This window comes from Nocardia terrae, assembly GCF_009760405.1.
GTDB classification, from domain to species: Bacteria; Actinomycetota; Actinomycetes; order Mycobacteriales; family Mycobacteriaceae; genus Nocardia; species Nocardia terrae.
This window is the reverse complement of record NZ_WRPP01000002.1, coordinates 421,212-438,874: the sequence shown is the minus strand read 5'-3', so window position 1 is coordinate 438,874 and position 17,663 is coordinate 421,212. Positions and strand designations below refer to the sequence as shown.

The window sequence follows — 17,663 nt, the reverse complement described above, 5'->3', positions numbered from 1 at the left end:
CACACCCGACGAGGTATGAGACGTGTCGCGCCGCGCGACCTCACTGGGCCTGCAGAGCGGCCAGCACCGCCTTCGCGGTGGCCGCGCCGATGCCCGGGACCTCGATGATCTGCTCCACCGTAGCCTGCTTGAGCTTGGCCACCGACCCGAAGTGCTGGACCAGCGCGGTCTTACGGGCCGCGCCCAGCCCCGGCACCGAATCCAGCACCGATTCGGTCATCCGCCGCGAACGCTTGGAGCGGTGGAAGGTGATGGCGAAGCGGTGGGCCTCGTCGCGCACGCGCTGCAGCAGATACAGCGCCTCGCTGGTGCGCGGCATGATCACAGGATCCGGCTCGTTCGGCACCCAGACCTCCTCCAGGCGCTTGGCCAGGCCGATCACCGCGACATCGGTGATGCCCAGCTCGTCGAGCACCTCGGCGGCCGCGTTGACCTGGGGCTGACCGCCGTCGACCACGTAGAGGTTGGGCGGGTAGGAGAAGCGGCGCGGCTTGCCGGTCTTGGGGTCGATGCCCGGCGGCAGATCGGATTCGCCTGCCGCCGAACCTGATTCGAGCTCGGCTGCCTCTGCGGCGTCGAGCTCGCGACGGAGCTTGCCGAAGCGGCGGCGGGTCACCTCGGCGATGGAGCCGACATCGTCGGAGCGGCCGTCACCGGCGGCTTCCTTGATCGAGTAGTGCCGGTACTCGGACTTGCGGGCCAGGCCGTCCTCGAAGACGACCAGCGAGGCCACCACATCGGTGCCCTGTACGTGCGAGATGTCCACACATTCGATCCGCAGCGGGGCGCTGTCCAGATCCAGGGCGTCCTGCAACTCCTGCAGCGCGGCCGACCGCGCGGTCAGGTCACCGGCCCGCTTGAGCTTGTGCTGCGCGAGGGCCTCCTGCGCATTGCGCTGCACGGTCTCGGCGAGGGCCTTCTTGTCCCCGCGCTGCGGCACCCGCAACTGCACCGCCGACCCGCGCAGCGCCGAGAGCCAATTCTGCACCTGCTCATGGTCATTGGGCAGCGCCGGAACCAGCACCTCGCGCGGGACCACCGCGCCGGGCTGCTCGTCGCCGCTCTGCGCCGCGACGGCGGTCTGCTCGCCGTAGAACTGGGTGAGGAACTGTTCCACCAGCGCGGCCAGTTCACCGCCGACCCGCACCGGCTCCTGCTCGACATCCTCGGGGGCGCGCGCGGCCTCCGAGCCTTCGACGCTCGCGGTGGCCGCCGCGACCGGACTCTCCGAACCCGCGTCCGAATTCCCGATCGTCGCCTCGGGCTCTTCCAGGTCCAGAGCGTCGCCGGATTTGTCGACGACCCAGCCGCGTTGACCGCGTACCCGCCCATCGCGCACGTGGAAAACCTGCACGGCGACCTCGAGTTCGTCCACCGCGAAGTTGATGACATCGGCGTCGGTACCCGTGCCGAGCACCACCGCCTGCTTCTCGAGCGCGCGCTTGAGTGCCTGCACATCGTCGCGCAGGCGGGCGGCCTGTTCGAAGTCGAGCTCGTCGGCGGCCTCGTGCATGCGGCGTTCGAGCTGTTTGACCAGGCGATCGGTCTTGCCCGCGAGGAAGTCGCAGAAGTCCTCCACGATCCGGCGGTGCTCGGCCGCGCTCACCCGCCCGATGCAGGGCGCGGAGCACTTGTCGATGTAGCCGAGCAGGCAGGGACGCCCGATCTGGCTGTGCCGCTTGAAGACTCCCGCCGAGCAGGTGCGCACCGGGAACACGCGCAGCAGCAGATCCAGGGTCTCGCGGATGGCCCAGGCGTGGGCATAGGGGCCGAAGTAGCGCACGCCCTTCTTGCGGGCGCCCCGGTAGACGAACACCCGCGGGTATTCCTCGTCGAGGCTGACCGCCAGCACCGGATACGACTTGTCGTCGCGGTAGCGGACATTGAAGCGCGGATCGAATTCCTTGATCCAGTTGTATTCCAGCTGCAGCGCTTCCACCTCGGTGGACACCACGGTCCACTCGACGCCGGCCGCCGTGGTCACCATCTGCCGGGTGCGCGGGTGCAGCCCGGCCACGTCCGCGAAGTACGAGTTCAGGCGGCTCCGCAGGCTTTTCGCCTTACCGACATAGATGACCTGCCCGAATTTGTCCCGGAACTTGTAGACGCCGGGTTCGACGGGAATGGTGCCCGGGGCGGGCCGGTAGGTCGCGGGATCTGCCACGCGTCCAGGTTAGTCATGCCCTCCGACACACCCGCCGCGCGACCGGGCGGCCATCCGCGGGGGCCGCGGCGACGAAGTATCGGCAAGATCAGTTCAGAGAGGAAGACGCCATGATCCGTCTGCGCCTGCGCCGCCGCTCGCTCGCCATCGCCGGGGCCGTGTGCCTGGCCGCCGCCGCGCTGGTCGCGGTGTCCGTGCCCGGGTCGGCCGAATCCAAGAACCGATCGGTGTCGGTCTACGCCGGGCTGCCCGCGCCGGAGCCGGCGGTCGCGATCTGAGTGGCGTGGGCGCGCCACGCCGGAAACCGATCTGCGCAAGATTCGGCCGCCCAGCGGTTCTCGCGGTCAGTATGGACCGAACCGTTTTGATCTGTCCGTATACGAGGGAGTTTGTTCGATGACCGATCATCACCATCTCCACCCGCGTCGCCGGTCGCTCGCGCTCGGTTCCGCACTCGGTATCGGCGCGGCCGGTCTGATCTCGCTGTCGGCGGCCCCGGCCGCCCACGCCGACCAGGTCTGCCGCATCGACCGGACGCTCGACACCGCCACCTTCACCTGCCCCGCGGACACCTGGTACGCCGCCGTGGTGGAGTGCCTGGGCACCCGTCAGGTCGGCAGCGGCTACCAGTCCCCCACCTACATCGTGGGTGATTCGCCGCGGCCGTTGATCCCCATGACCATCGAGTGCAAGGGCGACGGCAAGAACGGCATCGTGCTCAACGCCTGGACCGACGGGCCGTTCTGACCCGGCGGCCCTGAATCCCAGTTCCGGCGACGCCGAAACCTAGGCGATCTCGCGCCGCAATTCCGGTGCGAGATCGCCTTTTTCGCCGACCTGCACGGTGTCGAGTTCGAGCCAGTCGGCCATCTCCCGCAAGGCGTCCGCCAGCGCGCCCGCGACCCGGGTGGCATCCCGGCCCGGCTCCAGGAAGGCTCCCGGGACCAGTAGTCGCCCGGTCGAGCGTTCCGCCCGCAGGTCGACCCGCGCCACCAGTTCCCCGTCGAGCAGGAACGGGAAGACGTAATACCCGTGCACGCGTTTGTGTTCGGGCGTGTAGATCTCGATGCGGTAGTGGAAGTCGAAGAGCCGCTCGGTGCGATCGCGGAAGAAGATGAGCGGATCGAACGGGCACAGCAGCGCCGCACCCGTCACCCGGCGCGGGGTCCTCGCCTCGGCGTGCAGATACGCGGGCTTGTCCCAGCCCTCGACGCTCACCTGCTCCAGCTCCCCCGACGCGAGCAGATCCGCGATGGCGGGCTCGGTCTGCTGTCGCTTGAGCCGGTAGTAGTCACGCAGATCGGTTTCGGTGCCGATGCCGTGGGCCGCGGCCGCGCGGCGGATCAGCTCCCGGATCGCGTCGGCCTCGCTTGGCTCGTGCGCCAGCACCTCGGCCGGGATGACGTTTCCGGTGAGGTCGTAATAGCGCTGGAAGCCAACACGTTTGGGCACCGTGAGCTCCCCCGCCGAGAACAGCGCCTCGCACACGATCTTGGTGTCGCTGTGGTTCCAGCCCCAATGGTCCTTGGTACGCGGCCGATCCAGCTCCAGATGCCGCTCGATCTCCCCCGCGGTGCTCGGCCCGAACTCCTTGACCACGCCCAGAATGTCCTCGGCCAGCATCGGATTGCGTTCGAAGACCTCCCGAAATCCTCGCCACCGGCCCAGGCGGTAGTCGATCATCCGCCACCGCATGAGCGACCAGTCCTCGACGGGGATGAGTGCGGCCTCGTGCGCCCAGTACTCCACCAGCCGCCGCGGCCGGCGAGCCGTATGCGCCCACGCCGCCTCGTCCAAGAAGCTCTGGTCGTAGGCCCCGATCCGGCTGAACACCGGCGCGTAGTGCGCCCGCACCACCGCCGACACCGAGTCCAGTTGCAGCAGCCGCGTGCTGTCGAGCACCTTCATGACCGCGCGCCGCGTGGCCGTTCCGCCCGGTCGCGCCGCCCCGAACCCCTGGGCCGCGAGCGCGGTGCGGCGCGCCGCCGCGAGTGTCATTGATCCGGGCGAGGAAGTCGGCACACTCGAACCATGCCACGACCCACCGACAACCAGGTTCGGTACAGCGCTGTACCGACGACCTGTACAGCTTCGACCTCGTTCGATACATTTGTGTATCGAACTTCTAGCGCAAGGACATGGGCATGATCGAGAACCCGGATGTCATCGTCGTCGGCGCCGGTCTGGCCGGTCTCGTCGCCACCCACGAGCTGGTCAAGGCGGGTCGCCGCGTGCTCGTCCTGGATCAGGAGAACCGCGCCAACCTCGGCGCGCAGGCGTTCTGGTCGCTGGGCGGACTGTTCTTCGTCGACAGCCCCGAGCAGCGGCGGCTCGGCGTCAAGGACAGCCTCGAGCTCGCCATGCAGGACTGGTTCGGGTCGGCCGGCTTCGACCGTGAGGACGAGGACCACTGGGCACGGCAGTGGGCGCGCGCCTACGTCGAATTCGCGGCCACCGAGAAGCGCCAGTACCTCTACGATCTCGGGCTGCGGGTCACCCCGGTGGTCGGCTGGGCCGAGCGCGGCGGGGTGAGCGCCGACGGGCACGGGAATTCGGTGCCGCGCTTCCACCTCACCTGGGGCACGGGCCCCGAGGTCGTGCGGGTGTTCCTGGAACCGGTCCTCGAGGCCGAGAAGCGCGGGCAGGTCCGCTTCGCGTTCCGGCACCGCGTGGACGAACTGGTCGTCGAGAACGACGCGGTGACCGGTGTGCGCGGCAGCGTGCTCGAACCCTCGAACGAAGCGCGGGGCGTCGCCTCCTCACGAACCATCGTGGGCGAGTTCGAACTTCGCGCCGAGGCGGTGATCGTCTCCTCCGGCGGGATCGGCCACAATCACGAACTCATCCGCCGCAACTGGCCGACCGATCGGCTGGGACCGTGCCCCGAGCACATGATCTCCGGCGTGCCCGCCCACGTGGACGGCCGCATGCTCGCCATCACCGAGGCCGCGGGCGGGCGCATCGTGAACCGGGATCGCATGTGGCACTACACCGAGGGCATCCACAACTGGGATCCGATCTGGCCCGATCACGCCATCCGCATCATTCCCGGCCCGTCCTCGCTGTGGTTCGACGCCAATGGAAAGCGCATGACCGCACCGGCTTTCCCGGGCTTCGACACCAACGCCACCATGAAGCAGATCCTGGCGACCGGCTACGACTACTCGTGGTTCATCCTCGACCAGACCATCATCGAGAAGGAATTCGCGCTCTCGGGCTCGGAGCAGAACCCCGACATCACCGGCAAGGACCTGAAACTCGCGCTCAAGAGCCGCGTGGCCAAGGGCGCGCCGGGGCCGGTGGAGGCGTTCAAACAGCACGGCGTGGACTTCGTGGTCGCCGACACCCTCGCCGAGCTGATCGCGGGCATGAACAAGATCTCGCGCGGCCCGCACCTGGATCTGGCCGACATCGAGCGCCAGATCGTGGCCCGCGACCGCGACGTCACGAACAAGTTCAGCAAGGACGCCCAGCTCATGGCGATCAACAACGGCCGCCGCTTCCTGGGCGACAAGGTCCGGGTGGCGAGCCCGCACAAGATCCTCGACCCCGCGCACGGCCCGCTCATCGGCGTGCGGCTGAACATCCTCACCCGAAAGACCCTGGGCGGCTTGCAGACCAACCTGGACTCCCAGGTCATGCGCCCGGACGGCACGCCGTTCCCCGGCCTGTACGCCGCGGGTGAGGTAGCCGGTTTCGGCGGTGGTGGCGTGCACGGCTACAACGCCCTCGAAGGCACCTTCCTGGGCGGCTGTATCTTCTCCGGCCGCAATGCCGGACGCGCCCTGGGCAGGGCCGCCTCCCCGGGACTTTAGCGGGCGGCTGAGTGCCGTTGACCGCCATGCATCCGTGCCGGCGGTTGGGTGCCGAACCGATTCAGGACGTACCCGGTGAGTTACCCATACGGGCGCGAAATCAGTTGCCGCTTACCATCCGCACGACCGTACGGGTGGTGAGCGGCGATGCGTCTCAAGCGGCAGCAAACCAGCGGTAGCAGTCCTTGCGGAGCAGCAACGCGAGCACGACGCCGGAGACCATGACACCGAAGAGCACGGTGAACGGCCCCATGCCCGTGGGCATTTCGGCCGAGACGAGGGTGAACACACCCAGGAACATCTGCAGGCTGGCCAAGCCCAGCGCGGCCACCCAGATCCAGCGCGAGCGCAGCCCGAACAGCAGCGCGACGACGCCGGTCACCCAGGCGGCGAAGAAGTGGCCGATACTGCCGACCACACAGGTCACGCCGCCGGTGAGGGACAGCAGGCTGTGCAGCACCGCCAGTCCCGCCCCGCCCAGCGCGGCGAATTGCGTTTCCCGGACCTTGGCGGGCACATCGATCTCGGCGTCATTTCGGCGCAGCCCCCGCAATCCGTCCAGCATCCGCTCGAAAAATGTGGCCGGAACACCGTTTTCCGCGGCTACGGGTGTCATATCCACCTCGTCGGCAACTGCCGATTGCGAACTCACAGCACTCCTCATCGAGTAACCCCTGGTCGCGCGCCCCCTGCGAACGCGCTGAACCTGACGCTAACCAACCGTTCGGATTCCGGACAATCTCGATGGCGAAGTTATGACCATGGCCACAGCCGATAGTGAGTACGGCAAACAGTGATCTCGAACACATAACGGCCGCACGTGATTTCACGTGCGGCCGTTGAAAAGCCCAGGTCCGGAGACGGTTTCCCAGTGTACCCCCGGAAGCGGGAAACTACTTGTCGTCCATGGGGATCGGCGGAATCACCGGGAATTCCCCGGTGTAGCCCTCGCGCATCTTGGCGATGGCCAGCACCCGCGGGCTCGCGAACTTCCAGCCGATGGCCAGGGCGGGCACGATGATGATGAGGCTCGCCACCGTCCAAGTACCGACCGGCCGGTCGAATGCCATGAGGACCAGCACCAGGAAAAGGAACGCCAGCGTCGCGATGCCGGTGTAGGGCGCGCCGATCATCCGGAAATGCGGCCGCTCGGCCCGGCCCTGCTTCCACCAGTAATACAGCTTCAACTGGCACAGCACGATGGTCGCCCAGGACGCCAGAATGCCCAGCGAGGCGACGTTCAGCACGATTTCGAACGCCTTGGACGGCACGATGTAATTCAGCCAGATACCGAACAGCGCGATCACCGCGGTGAGCAGGATGCCGCCGTAGGGCACACCGGCTTTCGACATTCGCGAGGTGAATTTCGGCGCGCTGCCGTTCATGGACATCGACCGCAGAATGCGGCCCGTCGAATAGAGCCCGGCATTCAAACTCGACAGCGCGGCGGTCAACACCACGAAGTTCATGATCGAGCCCATGTGCGCGACACCGAGTTTGCCGAAGAAGGTGACGAACGGGCTTTCCCCGGCCTTGTAATCGGCGTAGGGCAGCAGCAGCGCCAGCAGAATCACCGAGCCGCAGTAGAACACCGCGATACGCACGATCACCGAATTGATGGCGCGCGGCATGATCTTGGCCGGATTCTCGGTCTCGCCCGCGGCGATGCCGACCATTTCCACTGCGGCATAGGCGAACACGACACCGGAGGTGACGGTGACCAGCGGCAGCACGCCGGTCGGGAACCAGCCGCCCGCGTCGGAGACCATGCGCAAGCCGGTGCTCGCGCCGTCGACCTCGAAGCGCCCGGCCAGGAAGATGGTGCCGACGACCAGGAAGGTGACCAGGGCCAGCACCTTGATCATGGCGGCCCAGAATTCCATCTCGCCGAACCATTTCACCGAGGCGAGGTTGATGCCGAGCACGATCACCAGCGCGCCCAGCGCCAGAATCCATTGCGCCACCGGCTGGAAGGGTCCCCAGTAGTGCAGATAGGTGGCGACCGCGGTGGTGTCGACGATGCCGGTCATGGACCAGTTCAGGAAGTACATCCACCCGGCCACGAATGCGGCCTTCTCACCGAAGAATTCGCGCGCGTAGGAGACGAACGAGCCCGAGGACGGGCGGTGCAGCACCAACTCCCCGAGCGCGCGCAGGATGAAGAAGACGAAGACGCCACAGACCAGATACACCAGGAACAGCGATGGTCCGGCATTGTGCAGCCGCCCACCCGCTCCCAGGAACAGGCCGGTGCCGATGGCACCACCAATGGCGATCATCTGCAACTGCCGAGGTTTCAGCGCTTTGTGATAGCCGCTGTCCTCGGCGTTGAGGCTGGTGGCAGTAGTCCGGATCTCGGTCATTCGCCGGGTTAACCCTCCGCAATCGTGAAGTGAGGCAGCCTGAGGGTACCTTGCCGTTTGCTGAGAGCCGCATTGGCGCTCCGAACTGGGGAATTTTCCGCGAATGCAGCCGGTCAACCGACCAATTGGTGTGATTTATCGGCGATAGCCGCGGAACCGCTGGGATTCGCACCATGACCTGCGACGACGGACCATCCGGACAACCCGCCCCTTTCGGCCCCGTCAAAGCCCTGCCCGAGCGCCGCGGCGGCGATAGAGTCCGCACATGAGGCGCATGCGACGAACGACGGGCGGCGCGGCCGCTCTACTGCTCCTGGCCGGACTGATGACCGCCTGTTCGTCGTCGACGGACCACACCGCGTCATGCACGGTGTCCGCCAACGGAACTCCGGTCACCTCCGGTATTCCCGCCGGACCCACCAGCACCAATCTGGCCCTGAACCCCGAGATCGCGACGGGGTATCGCACCGGCATGAAGCCGGTGCGCACCGGCGATTTCGCCGTCTCCACCGCCAATCCCGTTGCGACGGAAGCGGCTTGCAAGGTACTGCGCGACGGCGGCACCGCCGCGGACGCGCTCATCGTCGCGCAGACGGTGCTGAATCTGGTGGAGCCGCAGGCCACCGGCATCGGCGGCGGCGCGTTCCTGATGTACTACGACGCGAATGCCAGGACAGTGGACGCCTACGACGGCCGCGAGACCGCCCCCGCGGCGGCCACCGAGGACTATCTGCGCTACGTCAGCGCCGCGGATCACACTGTGCCGCAACCGAACGCGCGCGCCAGCGGCCGCTCCATCGGCGTACCCGGGGTGCTGCGGATGCTGGAGCTGGCCCACACCGAACACGGCAAGCAGCCGTGGAAGGACCTGTTCACCCCGGCCATCAATCTGGCGGATCAGGGCTTCGAGATCTCCCCGCGGATGTCGGAGCAGATCGGTGAGTCCAAGGCCGATCTGGCCCGCGACGACGCGGCCAGGGCGTACTTCCTCAACCCGGACGGCAGTCCGAAGAAGTCGGGCACGACGCTGACCAATCCGGCCTTCGTCAAAACCCTCTCGGCCATCGCCACCGACGGCCCGAACGCCTTCTACACCGGCGCGATCGCCGCCGACATCATCGACACCCAGGCCACCACCTCCGCCGGGCGCACCCCGGGCCTGATGTCGCTCGCGGATCTGCGGTCCTACCAGGCCAAGAAGCGCACCGCGGTGTGCTCGACCTATCGCACCCACGAGATCTGCGGCATGCCCAACCCGTCCTCGGGCGGCATCACGGTCGAGTCGGCGCTGGGGATCCTGTCCAATTTCGACCTGGCCTCGATGAAGCCGACCGACCTGTCCGGCGACAGCGATACCGCCCGCGACGGCGGCAAGCCCACCGCCGACGCCGTGCACCTCATCGCCGAGGCCGAACGGCTGGCCTACGCCGACCGCGACAAGTACATCGCCGACTCGGATTTCATTCCGCTGCCGGGCAATTCACCCCAGACCCTGCTGGATCCGAACTACCTGAAGCAGCGCGCGGCCCTGATCGACCCGCACAAGAGCCTGGGCACCGCCAAACCCGGCGATTTCGGCCCGGTTCCCGTCGGCGCCGGCCCGCAGCAACCCGAGCACGGCACCAGCCACATCTCCATCGTCGACAAGTACGGCAACGCGGCATCGATGACCACCACGGTCGAATCCGCCTTCGGCTCCTTCCATTTCGTCGACGGCTTCATCCTCAACAACCAGCTCACCGACTTCTCCGCCGAGCCGCTCGACAAGGACGGCGTCCCCATCGCCAACCGCATCGATCCCGGCAAGCGCCCCCGCAGCTCCATGGCCCCCACCCTGGTCTTCGACCACAACCCCGACGGCACCCGCGGCCGGCTGTCCATGGTCACCGGCTCCCCCGGCGGCGCGGTCATCATCCAGTTCGTGGTGAAAACCCTGGTCGGCGTGCTGGATTGGGGCATGGACCCGCAGCAGGCGGTGTCCATGATCGATTTCGGCGCGGCCAACACCCCCACCACCTATCTCGGCGGTGAGCATCCCGCCGTGAACGCCGCCGACAAGGGCGATCACGACCCGCTGGTCCAGGGGCTCCGCCAGGACGGCGATCAGGTCTCGGTCGCACCGCAATCCAGCGGCCTGTCGGCACTGGTCCGCGACGGCTCCGGCTGGATCGGCGGCGCGGATCCGCGCCGCGAGGGGGCGGTGCTCGGCAGCCCGCGCTAGCACATTGCATTTACTACGGATTCGGATAATCTGGATTCGTGAAGTACGAATCCGTAGTAAATGAGCCGTTGCTGCTCACGCTGCAACGAGCGACCCACGCCACCCTGCAGGAGCTGTCCGCGGCGGTGGTCGATCTGGACGTGACCGAGTCGGAGGCCAATGCCCTGGCCAACCTCGCCGACGGTCGCGGGCGCACGGTGTCGCAACTGGGCGCGGGGATCGGCATCCGGCCGACGACGCTCACCGGGGTGCTCGATCGGCTCGAACGCAAGGGCCTCATCACCCGGGGGATCCGGCAGGGCGACCGACGCGCCGTGCTGATCGAGCTCACCCCGGCGGGGAGCACGGCCGCGACCGAGGTCCTGCGGGCGATGACCGATCTGGAAAACCGTCTCCTGGAGGGCCTTCCGGCGCGAACGGTCGACGAGGCACGGCAGGTCCTGAAAGCGCTGGCCGGGTGATGACCGCCTTCGACGATCTGATGACCGAGGTCATGGCGACCGCGGACCGCTTCGGTCATCGCGAACACCTGCACGTCACCTGGCTGGCGCTGCGCCGTTTCGGGTTACCCGAGACCATCTCGATGGTCAGCGACGGCCTGCGGAGTACGGCCCGCTATGCCGGGGTGCCGCAGAAATACCACACGACCGTCAGCCGGGCGTGGGTCGTGCTGATCGCTCATCATCTGGCGAACGCACCGGTCGATGATTTCGACGTCTTCGCCGACGGCAATCCCGGCCTGTTCGACAAACGCCTGCTCATGCGGTTCTACCAGCCGTCGACGCTGGCGAGCGAGGCCGCGCGCACGGGTTGGGTCGAACCCGACCGGGAACCGCTTCCCGAAGCCTGAACCCCGGGCCGGATGCTCAGCCCTGGCTCTCGCCAGTGTATTTCGCGCCCAGCTCCCGGAAGCGATCCATGGCCTCGGCCGCACGCATCTTGTCGTTGGAGCGGATCGCCATCATCGGGACGTATTCGTCATGGGCGAGTTCGAGCCTGGCCCAGGACTTCTTGTCGGGGAAGGAGATGCCCCGGATGTCCTTCCACGCGAACTCGTTGTCGCCCACGATGTTCCGCACCATGACCCCGCGCTTGCCGACCCGGACCCGGGGCCGGGTGAGGGTCAGCACCGCACCGGCGAGGACGAGACCGAAGGCGGCCAGGCCGATCTGATCGGAGACCCGGAAGTTCACGCCGGTCGAGCCCTGGCGCAGCACAATGCCGCCGAAGACGAAGATGGCGGCGAGCACCGCCGCCACGATCCGTACGGTGACGATGGCGTGGTGGGGGCGCACCTCGAGGTCCCATTCGCCGGCGACGGAATCGGCTTGCGCCCGTTCACGTCCCGCGTCGGTGTACGGGTTCGCCGCCACGTCGGTGTCGGGCTTCGACTCGGCCATGGGATCCTCGGGGTTCGGTTGCGCGGCGGGCGGCACCACTAGACGGACTGGGTGAGTTCGCGCAGGGTGAGCGCGGCGTCGAGGGCGGCCGCGGCCGCCTGCTCGCCCTTGTTCTCCGCCGAGCCGGGCAGGCCCGCGCGGTCGAGCGCCTGCTCCTCGGTGTTCACGGTGAGCACGCCATTGGTGACCGGGGTGCCCTCGTCGAGGGACACCCGGGTCAGCCCGGCGGTCACCGAGTCGCACACGTACTCGAAATGCGGTGTGCCGCCGCGGATCACGACGCCCAGCGCGACGACCGCGTCGTGGGTGCGAGCCAGCGCCTGGGCCACCACCGGCAGCTCCATGGCCCCGGCCACCCGGACCACGGTGATGTCGGAGACGCCGGCCTCGCGCGCGGTCTTCTCCGCGTTCGCGACCAGCGCGTCGCAGATGGTGGTGTGCCAGCGTGACGCCACGATCCCCACTTTGAGGTCCTTGGCATCGGCGAGCTCGAAAGTCGGTACGCCGGTACCGCTCATCGTTGATCCGCCCTCTCGGTAGTCAGGTCGCGCACTCAGTTGGCGGTTTCGCCGAGGTCCAAGTCTTCCAGGCCGACGAGGTCGTGGCCCATCCGGTCCCGCTTGGTGCGCAGATAACGCAGATTGTGCTTGTTGGCGCGCACCGGCATGGCGACGCGCTCGCTGATGGACAGGCCGTACCCCTCGATGCCCGCGCGCTTGTCGGGGTTGTTGGTCAGCAGCCGCATCGAGGTGATGCCCAGGTCGACCAGGATCTGCGCGCCGATACCGTAGTCGCGGCCGTCGGCGGGCAGGCCCAGTTCCAGGTTGGCGTCGACGGTGTCGGCGCCGCCGTCCTGCAGCTGGTAGGCCTGCAGCTTGTGCAGCAGCCCGATGCCGCGGCCCTCGTGGCCGCGCATGTAGAGCAGCACGCCGCGGCCCTGCTCGGCGATCATGGCCAGCGCGGCGTCCAGCTGCGGGCCGCAGTCGCAGCGCAGCGAGCCGAACGCGTCACCGGTCAGGCATTCGGAGTGCACGCGCACGAGCACGTCCTTGCCGTCGCCGATGTCGCCCATGACCAGGGCGACATGCTCGGCGTCGTCGTATTCGCTCTCGTAGCCGATGGCCCGGAAATCACCGAACTCGGTGGGCAGCTTGGCTTCCGCCACCTGCTTGACGTGCTTCTCGTTGCGGCGCCGCCAGGCGATCATGTCCGCGATCGAGATCAGCGCCAGATCGTGCTCGTCGGCGAACACGCGCAGCTCGTCGGTGCGCGCCATATCGCCTTCGTTCTTCTGGGAGACGATCTCGCAGATGACACCGGCGGGGCTGAGCCCGGCCATGCGGGCCAGATCCACCGCGGCCTCGGTGTGGCCGGGGCGGCGCAGCACGCCACCGTCCTTGGCGCGCAAGGGAACCACGTGGCCCGGGCGGGTCAGGTCATCGGACTTGGACTGCGGGTTCGCGAGCACGCGCATGGTGGTGGCGCGGTCGGCGGCCGAGATGCCGGTGGTGATGCCCTCGCGGGCGTCCACGGCCACGGTGTAGGCGGTGCCGTGCTTGTCCTGGTTGACCGCGTACATCGGGGGCAGGCCCAGCCGGTCGCAGTCCTCCCCGGTGAGCGGCACACAGATGTAACCGGAGGTGTAGCGGATCATGAAGGCCACGAGCTCGGGGGTCGCCTTCTCCGCCGCGAAGATGAGGTCGCCCTCGTTCTCCCGGCCCTCGTCGTCGACGACGACGACCGCCTTACCGGCGGCGATGTCGGCGACTGCGCGCTCGATGGTGTCGAACCTGGTCACGTCTGTTGTGCTCCATCTCGAATTAGGTGCCTCATTACAGTAGGCCAGCCGTCGTGCCCGTTTTGCGCCGACTCCCGGCCTCGCGAAGATCAGCCGCGCTGTACGAGACGCTCCACATACTTGGCGATGATGTCGACTTCGAGATTCACGACGGTGCCGACCGGGGCGGTGCCCAGGGTGGTGAGCTCACGCGTGGTGGGGATGAGGGAGACCTCGAACCAGTCCTTGCTGCCGTCGGCGTAGGCGTCCCCGGCGATGCCGATGCCCGAGACGGTCAGCGAGATGCCGTCGACGGTGATGGAACCCTTCTCGACGACGTAGCGAGCGATGCTGTCGGGCAGCGAGATTCGCACGACCTCCCAGTTCTCGTAGGGGGTGCGGGAGACGATGGTGCCGGTGCCGTCGACGTGGCCCTGCACGATGTGGCCGCCCAGGCGGCTGTTGACCGCGGCCGCGCGCTCGAGATTGACGCGGGAGCCGGTGGACAGGCCGCCGATGCTGGAGCGGTTGAGGGTCTCGGCCATGACGTCGACGGTGAAGGTGTCGCCTTCGACCTGCTGATCCACGACGGTCAGGCAGACGCCGTTGACGGCGATCGAATCCCCGTGTCCGGCATCGGAGGTCACCAGCGGGCCGCGAATGGTGAGTCGCGCCGAGTCGTCCAGCTGTTCGGTGGCGATGATCTCGCCCAGCTCCTCGACGATGCCTGTGAACATGCCTGAACCTCTCTGTTCGCCTGTGCGTCCTCCGCTTGCGCCAACAGCCCGCACCACAGGCGGTATTCCCGGCGCGACCGGTACTGCCCCTCAGCCTATCGAGGTCGCGTCAAGGTCAACATGCGGCCTTGTTCACTGGAGAGTTGGATACCTGTCGACAGACGAAATCGGGCATAAGCCAACTTGCGATCCGCAAAGTGTCCGAATTGGGTGGAATCACCAATTGAAAAATCGGAATTTGCCAGTTGCCTGAATGGTCTGACCTGGGACAACGCTGGGTAGTACCCAATTCACGACTCGCTTACACCAGAATCTTGCGCGCCAGCGAAAATGGTCGCAAGATTGTTATGTAGCTGATTCCCACAGTTCAACTTCTCCCGAGCAGTTCAGCGTAGAACGGTCCCGGCGTCCATCGGCCGATCCAGGCCGGAGACGATCATCGCAACCACACGAACCAAGGAAGGGTTGACCCCGCGCGGGTCGGATCCAGGTGGCAGACAACACATTCGGCACAGTTGGGGGTGCGGCGTGACCACGTTTCTCGATACGACACTCGAAGTTCGCTGTGTGCAGTATCGGCGCGAATTTCACCTGCCGGCATCGATCGATCCGACCTCACGCCACATCCTGCTGGAGATAGGCAGCCGTTACGGCGCCATCACCATGCCCGCCGAGCTCGGCGAACGCGTGCAGCAGCGACTCACGCAGGCCGATCTGGCCGGGCCGGTCGTGCATCATCCCCGCGCGCGGCGCTGGACCTTCATCACCGGTCCGGCCCGGCCCGAGACGCTCAGCAAATCCGTGGCGGCCGCGTTGTTCCGGCTCTACGCCACCGTCGCGTGCTCGGGAGCGCAGGTCGTGCTCCCGTCCGCCGACGACGAGCGGACGGGATACCGCACCTGGATCCACTCCCCCGATTCCATGGACACCGTGCCGCCGCTGGAATCGGTGATCGAGGCGCTGCTCCGGCGCTGACCGACCGGTCCGTTACGCGCTGGCCGCCTCGATCGCGATCGCCTTCTGGCGCAAGGCTTCCACCGTCGCCGCCGGGTCCGGGGTGCCGTACACCGCGGATCCCGCGACGAAGCAGTCCACACCCGCCTCGGCGGCCTGCTCGATGGTGTCCATATTGATGCCGCCGTCGATCTCCACCACCAGGCGCAGCTCACCGACGTCGACCAGGCGGCGCACCTGCTTGGCCTTGTCCAGCACGCTCGCGATGAAAGACTGTCCGCCGAAACCGGGTTCGACGCTCATCACCAGCAGGGTGTCGAACTCGCGCAGGATCTCGAGGTAGGGCTCGATCGGGGTGTTCGGCTTCACCGAAAGGCCCGCCTTCGCGCCCGCGGCGCGAATATCGCGCGCCACCGCGATCGGATTGTCGGTGGCCTCGGCGTGGAAGGTGACGTTGTAGGCGCCCGCCTCGGCGTAGCCCGGGGCCCAGCGCTCCGGGTTCGCGATCATGAGGTGGCAGTCCATCGGAATGTCGGTCACCTTCAAAAGGCTCTGCACCACCGGCAAACCCAGCGTCAGGTTGGGCACGAAGTGGTTGTCCATGACATCGACGTGCACCCAGTCCGCGCCCTCGATGGCCTTCAGCTCATCCGCGAGGTGAGCGAAATCGGCGGAGAGGATGGACGGCGCGATCATCGGCGCGGGCCGCTGGAAAGGGGAGGCAGAGGTGCACACAGGGCGAAGTGTATCGGCACCCACCAATGACGCCGACGTCCGGTGAATGGCTGATTGCCGCGCGTCGGAATGGGTAGCCTTGACAGGGTGATCAACATTTCGGCGGAACAAGGGCTGCGTGGCACACCGGTCGAGATCGGCGTCGCCGCCTCCGTTTCCCAGTTGCCCATCGTGCGCGGACTCGCCGAAACCCTGGTGCTGCTCAGCGATTTCACCCTCGACGAGGTGGCCGACATCCGGCTCGCCGTCGACGAGGCCGCGTCCACGCTGATCGCCCTGGCCGCGCCCGGCACCACACTGCGGTGCCGATTCACCGTCGGCGAGTCCGATTTGATCGTGCGGGTCAGCGGCACCGCCGCGAACGAGGGGCTACCGGACCAGCGCAGCTTCGGCTGGCACGTGCTGCGGACCCTCTCCGACGAGGTCACCGCCGGCCAGGAACCCTTCGATCCGGCGCTTCCCGGATACCCGACCGCCGTGGAGTTCCGGCGGGTCCGGGGGAAAGCGTAGTGACCGACGGAGACAACGTGTTCGCAGCAAACCCCGACCCGAACCAGCCCGCCCCGCCCGAGGCGGCAGCTCCCGAAGACCCGGCGGCCGTCGCGGACACACCGGAACTCGACGAGACCGAGGCCGACGACGCCGAGGAGACCGTCGACGCCGAGGAAGCCGAAGAGGTCGCGCGCAGCGTCTCCGGCTACGACGACGTCGCCACGCTGTTCGAGCAACTGGCCGCGGCCGCACCGGAATCCGGGCGGCGCGCCGCGCTGCGCTCGGAGCTGATCAACCGCTGCATCCCGCTGGCCGACCACATCGCCCGCAAATTCAGCGGGCGCGGTGAGCCTTTCGACGACCTCACCCAGGTGGCCCGGGTCGGGCTGGTGCACGCGGTCGACCGCTTCGACATCTCGCGCGGCTCGAACTTCCTGTCCTTCGCGGTGCCCACCATCATGGGCGAGGTGCGGCGCTACTTCCGCGACAACACCTGGGCCATGCGGGTCCCGCGCCGGGTCAAGGAAACCCATCTGCGCATCGGCTCGGCCATCGACGCGCTGTCGCAGCGGTTGGGCCGCTCCCCCACCGCCAAGGAGATCGCCGCCGAACTCGGCATCGACGCCGACGAGGTCACCCAGGCGGTCATCGCCGGGAACGCCTACCAGCCCAGCAGCATCGACGCCGTCTCGGTGGGCCGCGACACCGAGGCGTCGCTGCTCGACACGCTCGGCGAGGAGGAGTCGCAGTTCGATCGGGTCGAGGAGTACGTGGCGATCCGTCCGCTGCTGGCCGGGCTGCCCGAGCGCGAACGCAAGATTCTGACCATGCGGTTCTTCGAATCCATGACCCAGACGCAGATCGCCCAGCAGATGGGGATCTCCCAGATGCACGTGTCGCGCATCCTGTCCAAAACCCTTGCCCGCCTGCGGGAGCAGTCGGCGCGGGAGTGAGCCCGGGGTGCCGCTCACCCCGGGCGGTCCGGAATAGGTAGATTGCGGTCAG

The 17,663-nt window shown here is 67.5% G+C and carries 18 protein-coding genes; 9 read left to right on the top strand and 9 right to left on the bottom strand.

Annotated features, from left to right (window positions below; genetic code table 11):
* Positions 1–40: 40 nt before the first annotated feature.
* On the bottom strand, positions 41–2,164 hold the full coding sequence (gene uvrC, locus GPX89_RS43790; protein ID WP_328601742.1) for an excinuclease ABC subunit UvrC: 2,124 nt from the start codon (positions 2,162–2,164) through the stop codon (positions 41–43).
* 110 nt (positions 2,165–2,274) lie between these two features.
* On the opposite strand from uvrC, the gene GPX89_RS11845 reads away from it, so the two are divergent.
* Positions 2,275–2,442: a hypothetical protein gene (locus GPX89_RS11845; protein ID WP_157387530.1), complete on the top strand. Its 168-nt coding sequence runs from the start codon at positions 2,275–2,277 to the stop codon at positions 2,440–2,442.
* A gap of 118 nt (positions 2,443–2,560) precedes the next feature.
* The gene (locus GPX89_RS11840) at positions 2,561–2,911 is read left to right on the top strand and encodes a hypothetical protein (protein WP_157387529.1); all 351 of its coding nucleotides are present in this window, start codon (positions 2,561–2,563) and stop codon (positions 2,909–2,911) included.
* 39 nt (positions 2,912–2,950) lie between these two features.
* On the opposite strand, the gene GPX89_RS11835 is transcribed toward GPX89_RS11840, so the two are convergent.
* Complete coding sequence (locus GPX89_RS11835) at positions 2,951–4,162, bottom strand: winged helix-turn-helix domain-containing protein (protein WP_157387528.1); 1,212 nt, start codon at positions 4,160–4,162, stop codon at positions 2,951–2,953.
* A gap of 146 nt (positions 4,163–4,308) precedes the next feature.
* On the opposite strand from GPX89_RS11835, the gene GPX89_RS11830 reads away from it, so the two are divergent.
* On the top strand, positions 4,309–5,979 hold the full coding sequence (locus GPX89_RS11830) for an FAD-binding dehydrogenase (protein WP_157387527.1): 1,671 nt from the start codon (positions 4,309–4,311) through the stop codon (positions 5,977–5,979).
* 154 nt (positions 5,980–6,133) lie between these two features.
* Here GPX89_RS11830 and GPX89_RS11825 read toward each other — a convergent pair whose 3' ends face one another.
* Positions 6,134–6,631, bottom strand: coding sequence for a hypothetical protein (locus GPX89_RS11825; RefSeq protein WP_157387526.1), 498 nt, complete (start codon positions 6,629–6,631; stop codon positions 6,134–6,136).
* A 241-nt stretch (positions 6,632–6,872) separates the two neighbouring features.
* On the bottom strand, positions 6,873–8,342 hold the full coding sequence (locus GPX89_RS11820; RefSeq protein WP_157387525.1) for an amino acid permease: 1,470 nt from the start codon (positions 8,340–8,342) through the stop codon (positions 6,873–6,875).
* Between the two features lie 265 nt (positions 8,343–8,607).
* Here GPX89_RS11820 and GPX89_RS11815 point away from each other — a divergent pair, with 265 nt between their 5' ends.
* Genes GPX89_RS11815 through GPX89_RS11805 form a run of 3 tightly spaced genes read left to right on the top strand, consistent with a single transcriptional unit; the run spans position 8,608 to position 11,413 of the window.
* Entirely contained in the window at positions 8,608–10,563 is a 1,956-nt protein-coding gene (locus GPX89_RS11815) for a gamma-glutamyltransferase family protein (RefSeq protein WP_157387524.1), read from the top strand.
* Between the two features lie 38 nt (positions 10,564–10,601).
* Complete coding sequence (locus tag GPX89_RS11810; RefSeq protein ID WP_328601741.1) at positions 10,602–11,024, top strand: MarR family winged helix-turn-helix transcriptional regulator; 423 nt, start codon at positions 10,602–10,604, stop codon at positions 11,022–11,024.
* A complete protein-coding gene (locus GPX89_RS11805) occupies positions 11,024–11,413 on the top strand; it encodes a hypothetical protein (protein WP_198347367.1) in 390 nt (129 codons plus the stop codon). Before GPX89_RS11810 ends, GPX89_RS11805 begins: the two co-directional genes overlap by 1 nt.
* Positions 11,414–11,429: 16 nt before the next feature.
* Here the strand turns inward: GPX89_RS11805 and GPX89_RS11800 are convergent, their stop codons facing one another.
* The 4 genes from GPX89_RS11800 to GPX89_RS11785 form a co-directional block, all read right to left on the bottom strand.
* Positions 11,430–11,963: a PH domain-containing protein gene (locus GPX89_RS11800; RefSeq protein ID WP_157387523.1), complete on the bottom strand. Its 534-nt coding sequence runs from the start codon at positions 11,961–11,963 to the stop codon at positions 11,430–11,432.
* A gap of 38 nt (positions 11,964–12,001) precedes the next feature.
* On the bottom strand, positions 12,002–12,481 hold the full coding sequence (gene ribH, locus GPX89_RS11795) for a 6,7-dimethyl-8-ribityllumazine synthase (RefSeq protein ID WP_157387522.1): 480 nt from the start codon (positions 12,479–12,481) through the stop codon (positions 12,002–12,004).
* 35 nt (positions 12,482–12,516) lie between these two features.
* The gene (locus tag GPX89_RS11790) at positions 12,517–13,761 is read right to left on the bottom strand and encodes a bifunctional 3,4-dihydroxy-2-butanone-4-phosphate synthase/GTP cyclohydrolase II (protein ID WP_328601740.1); all 1,245 of its coding nucleotides are present in this window, start codon (positions 13,759–13,761) and stop codon (positions 12,517–12,519) included.
* A gap of 89 nt (positions 13,762–13,850) precedes the next feature.
* Positions 13,851–14,477, bottom strand: coding sequence for a riboflavin synthase (locus GPX89_RS11785; RefSeq protein WP_157387521.1), 627 nt, complete (start codon positions 14,475–14,477; stop codon positions 13,851–13,853).
* Positions 14,478–15,005: 528 nt separating this feature from the next.
* Here GPX89_RS11785 and GPX89_RS11780 point away from each other — a divergent pair.
* The gene (locus GPX89_RS11780; protein ID WP_328601739.1) at positions 15,006–15,452 is read left to right on the top strand and encodes a hypothetical protein; all 447 of its coding nucleotides are present in this window, start codon (positions 15,006–15,008) and stop codon (positions 15,450–15,452) included.
* A 12-nt stretch (positions 15,453–15,464) separates the two neighbouring features.
* Here the strand turns inward: GPX89_RS11780 and rpe are convergent, their stop codons facing one another.
* Positions 15,465–16,127 (bottom strand): ribulose-phosphate 3-epimerase, encoded by a 663-nt coding sequence (gene rpe, locus GPX89_RS11775; RefSeq protein WP_157388151.1) that lies wholly within the window; start codon positions 16,125–16,127, stop codon positions 15,465–15,467.
* A 126-nt stretch (positions 16,128–16,253) separates the two neighbouring features.
* Between rpe and GPX89_RS11770 the strand changes: the two genes are divergently transcribed.
* Positions 16,254–16,676, top strand: a complete 423-nt coding sequence (locus GPX89_RS11770) for an anti-sigma factor (RefSeq protein WP_328601738.1) — start codon at positions 16,254–16,256, stop codon at positions 16,674–16,676.
* Positions 16,677–16,693: 17 nt separating this feature from the next.
* The gene (locus GPX89_RS11765) at positions 16,694–17,611 is read left to right on the top strand and encodes a SigB/SigF/SigG family RNA polymerase sigma factor (RefSeq protein ID WP_328601737.1); all 918 of its coding nucleotides are present in this window, start codon (positions 16,694–16,696) and stop codon (positions 17,609–17,611) included.
* Positions 17,612–17,663: the final 52 nt, after the last annotated feature.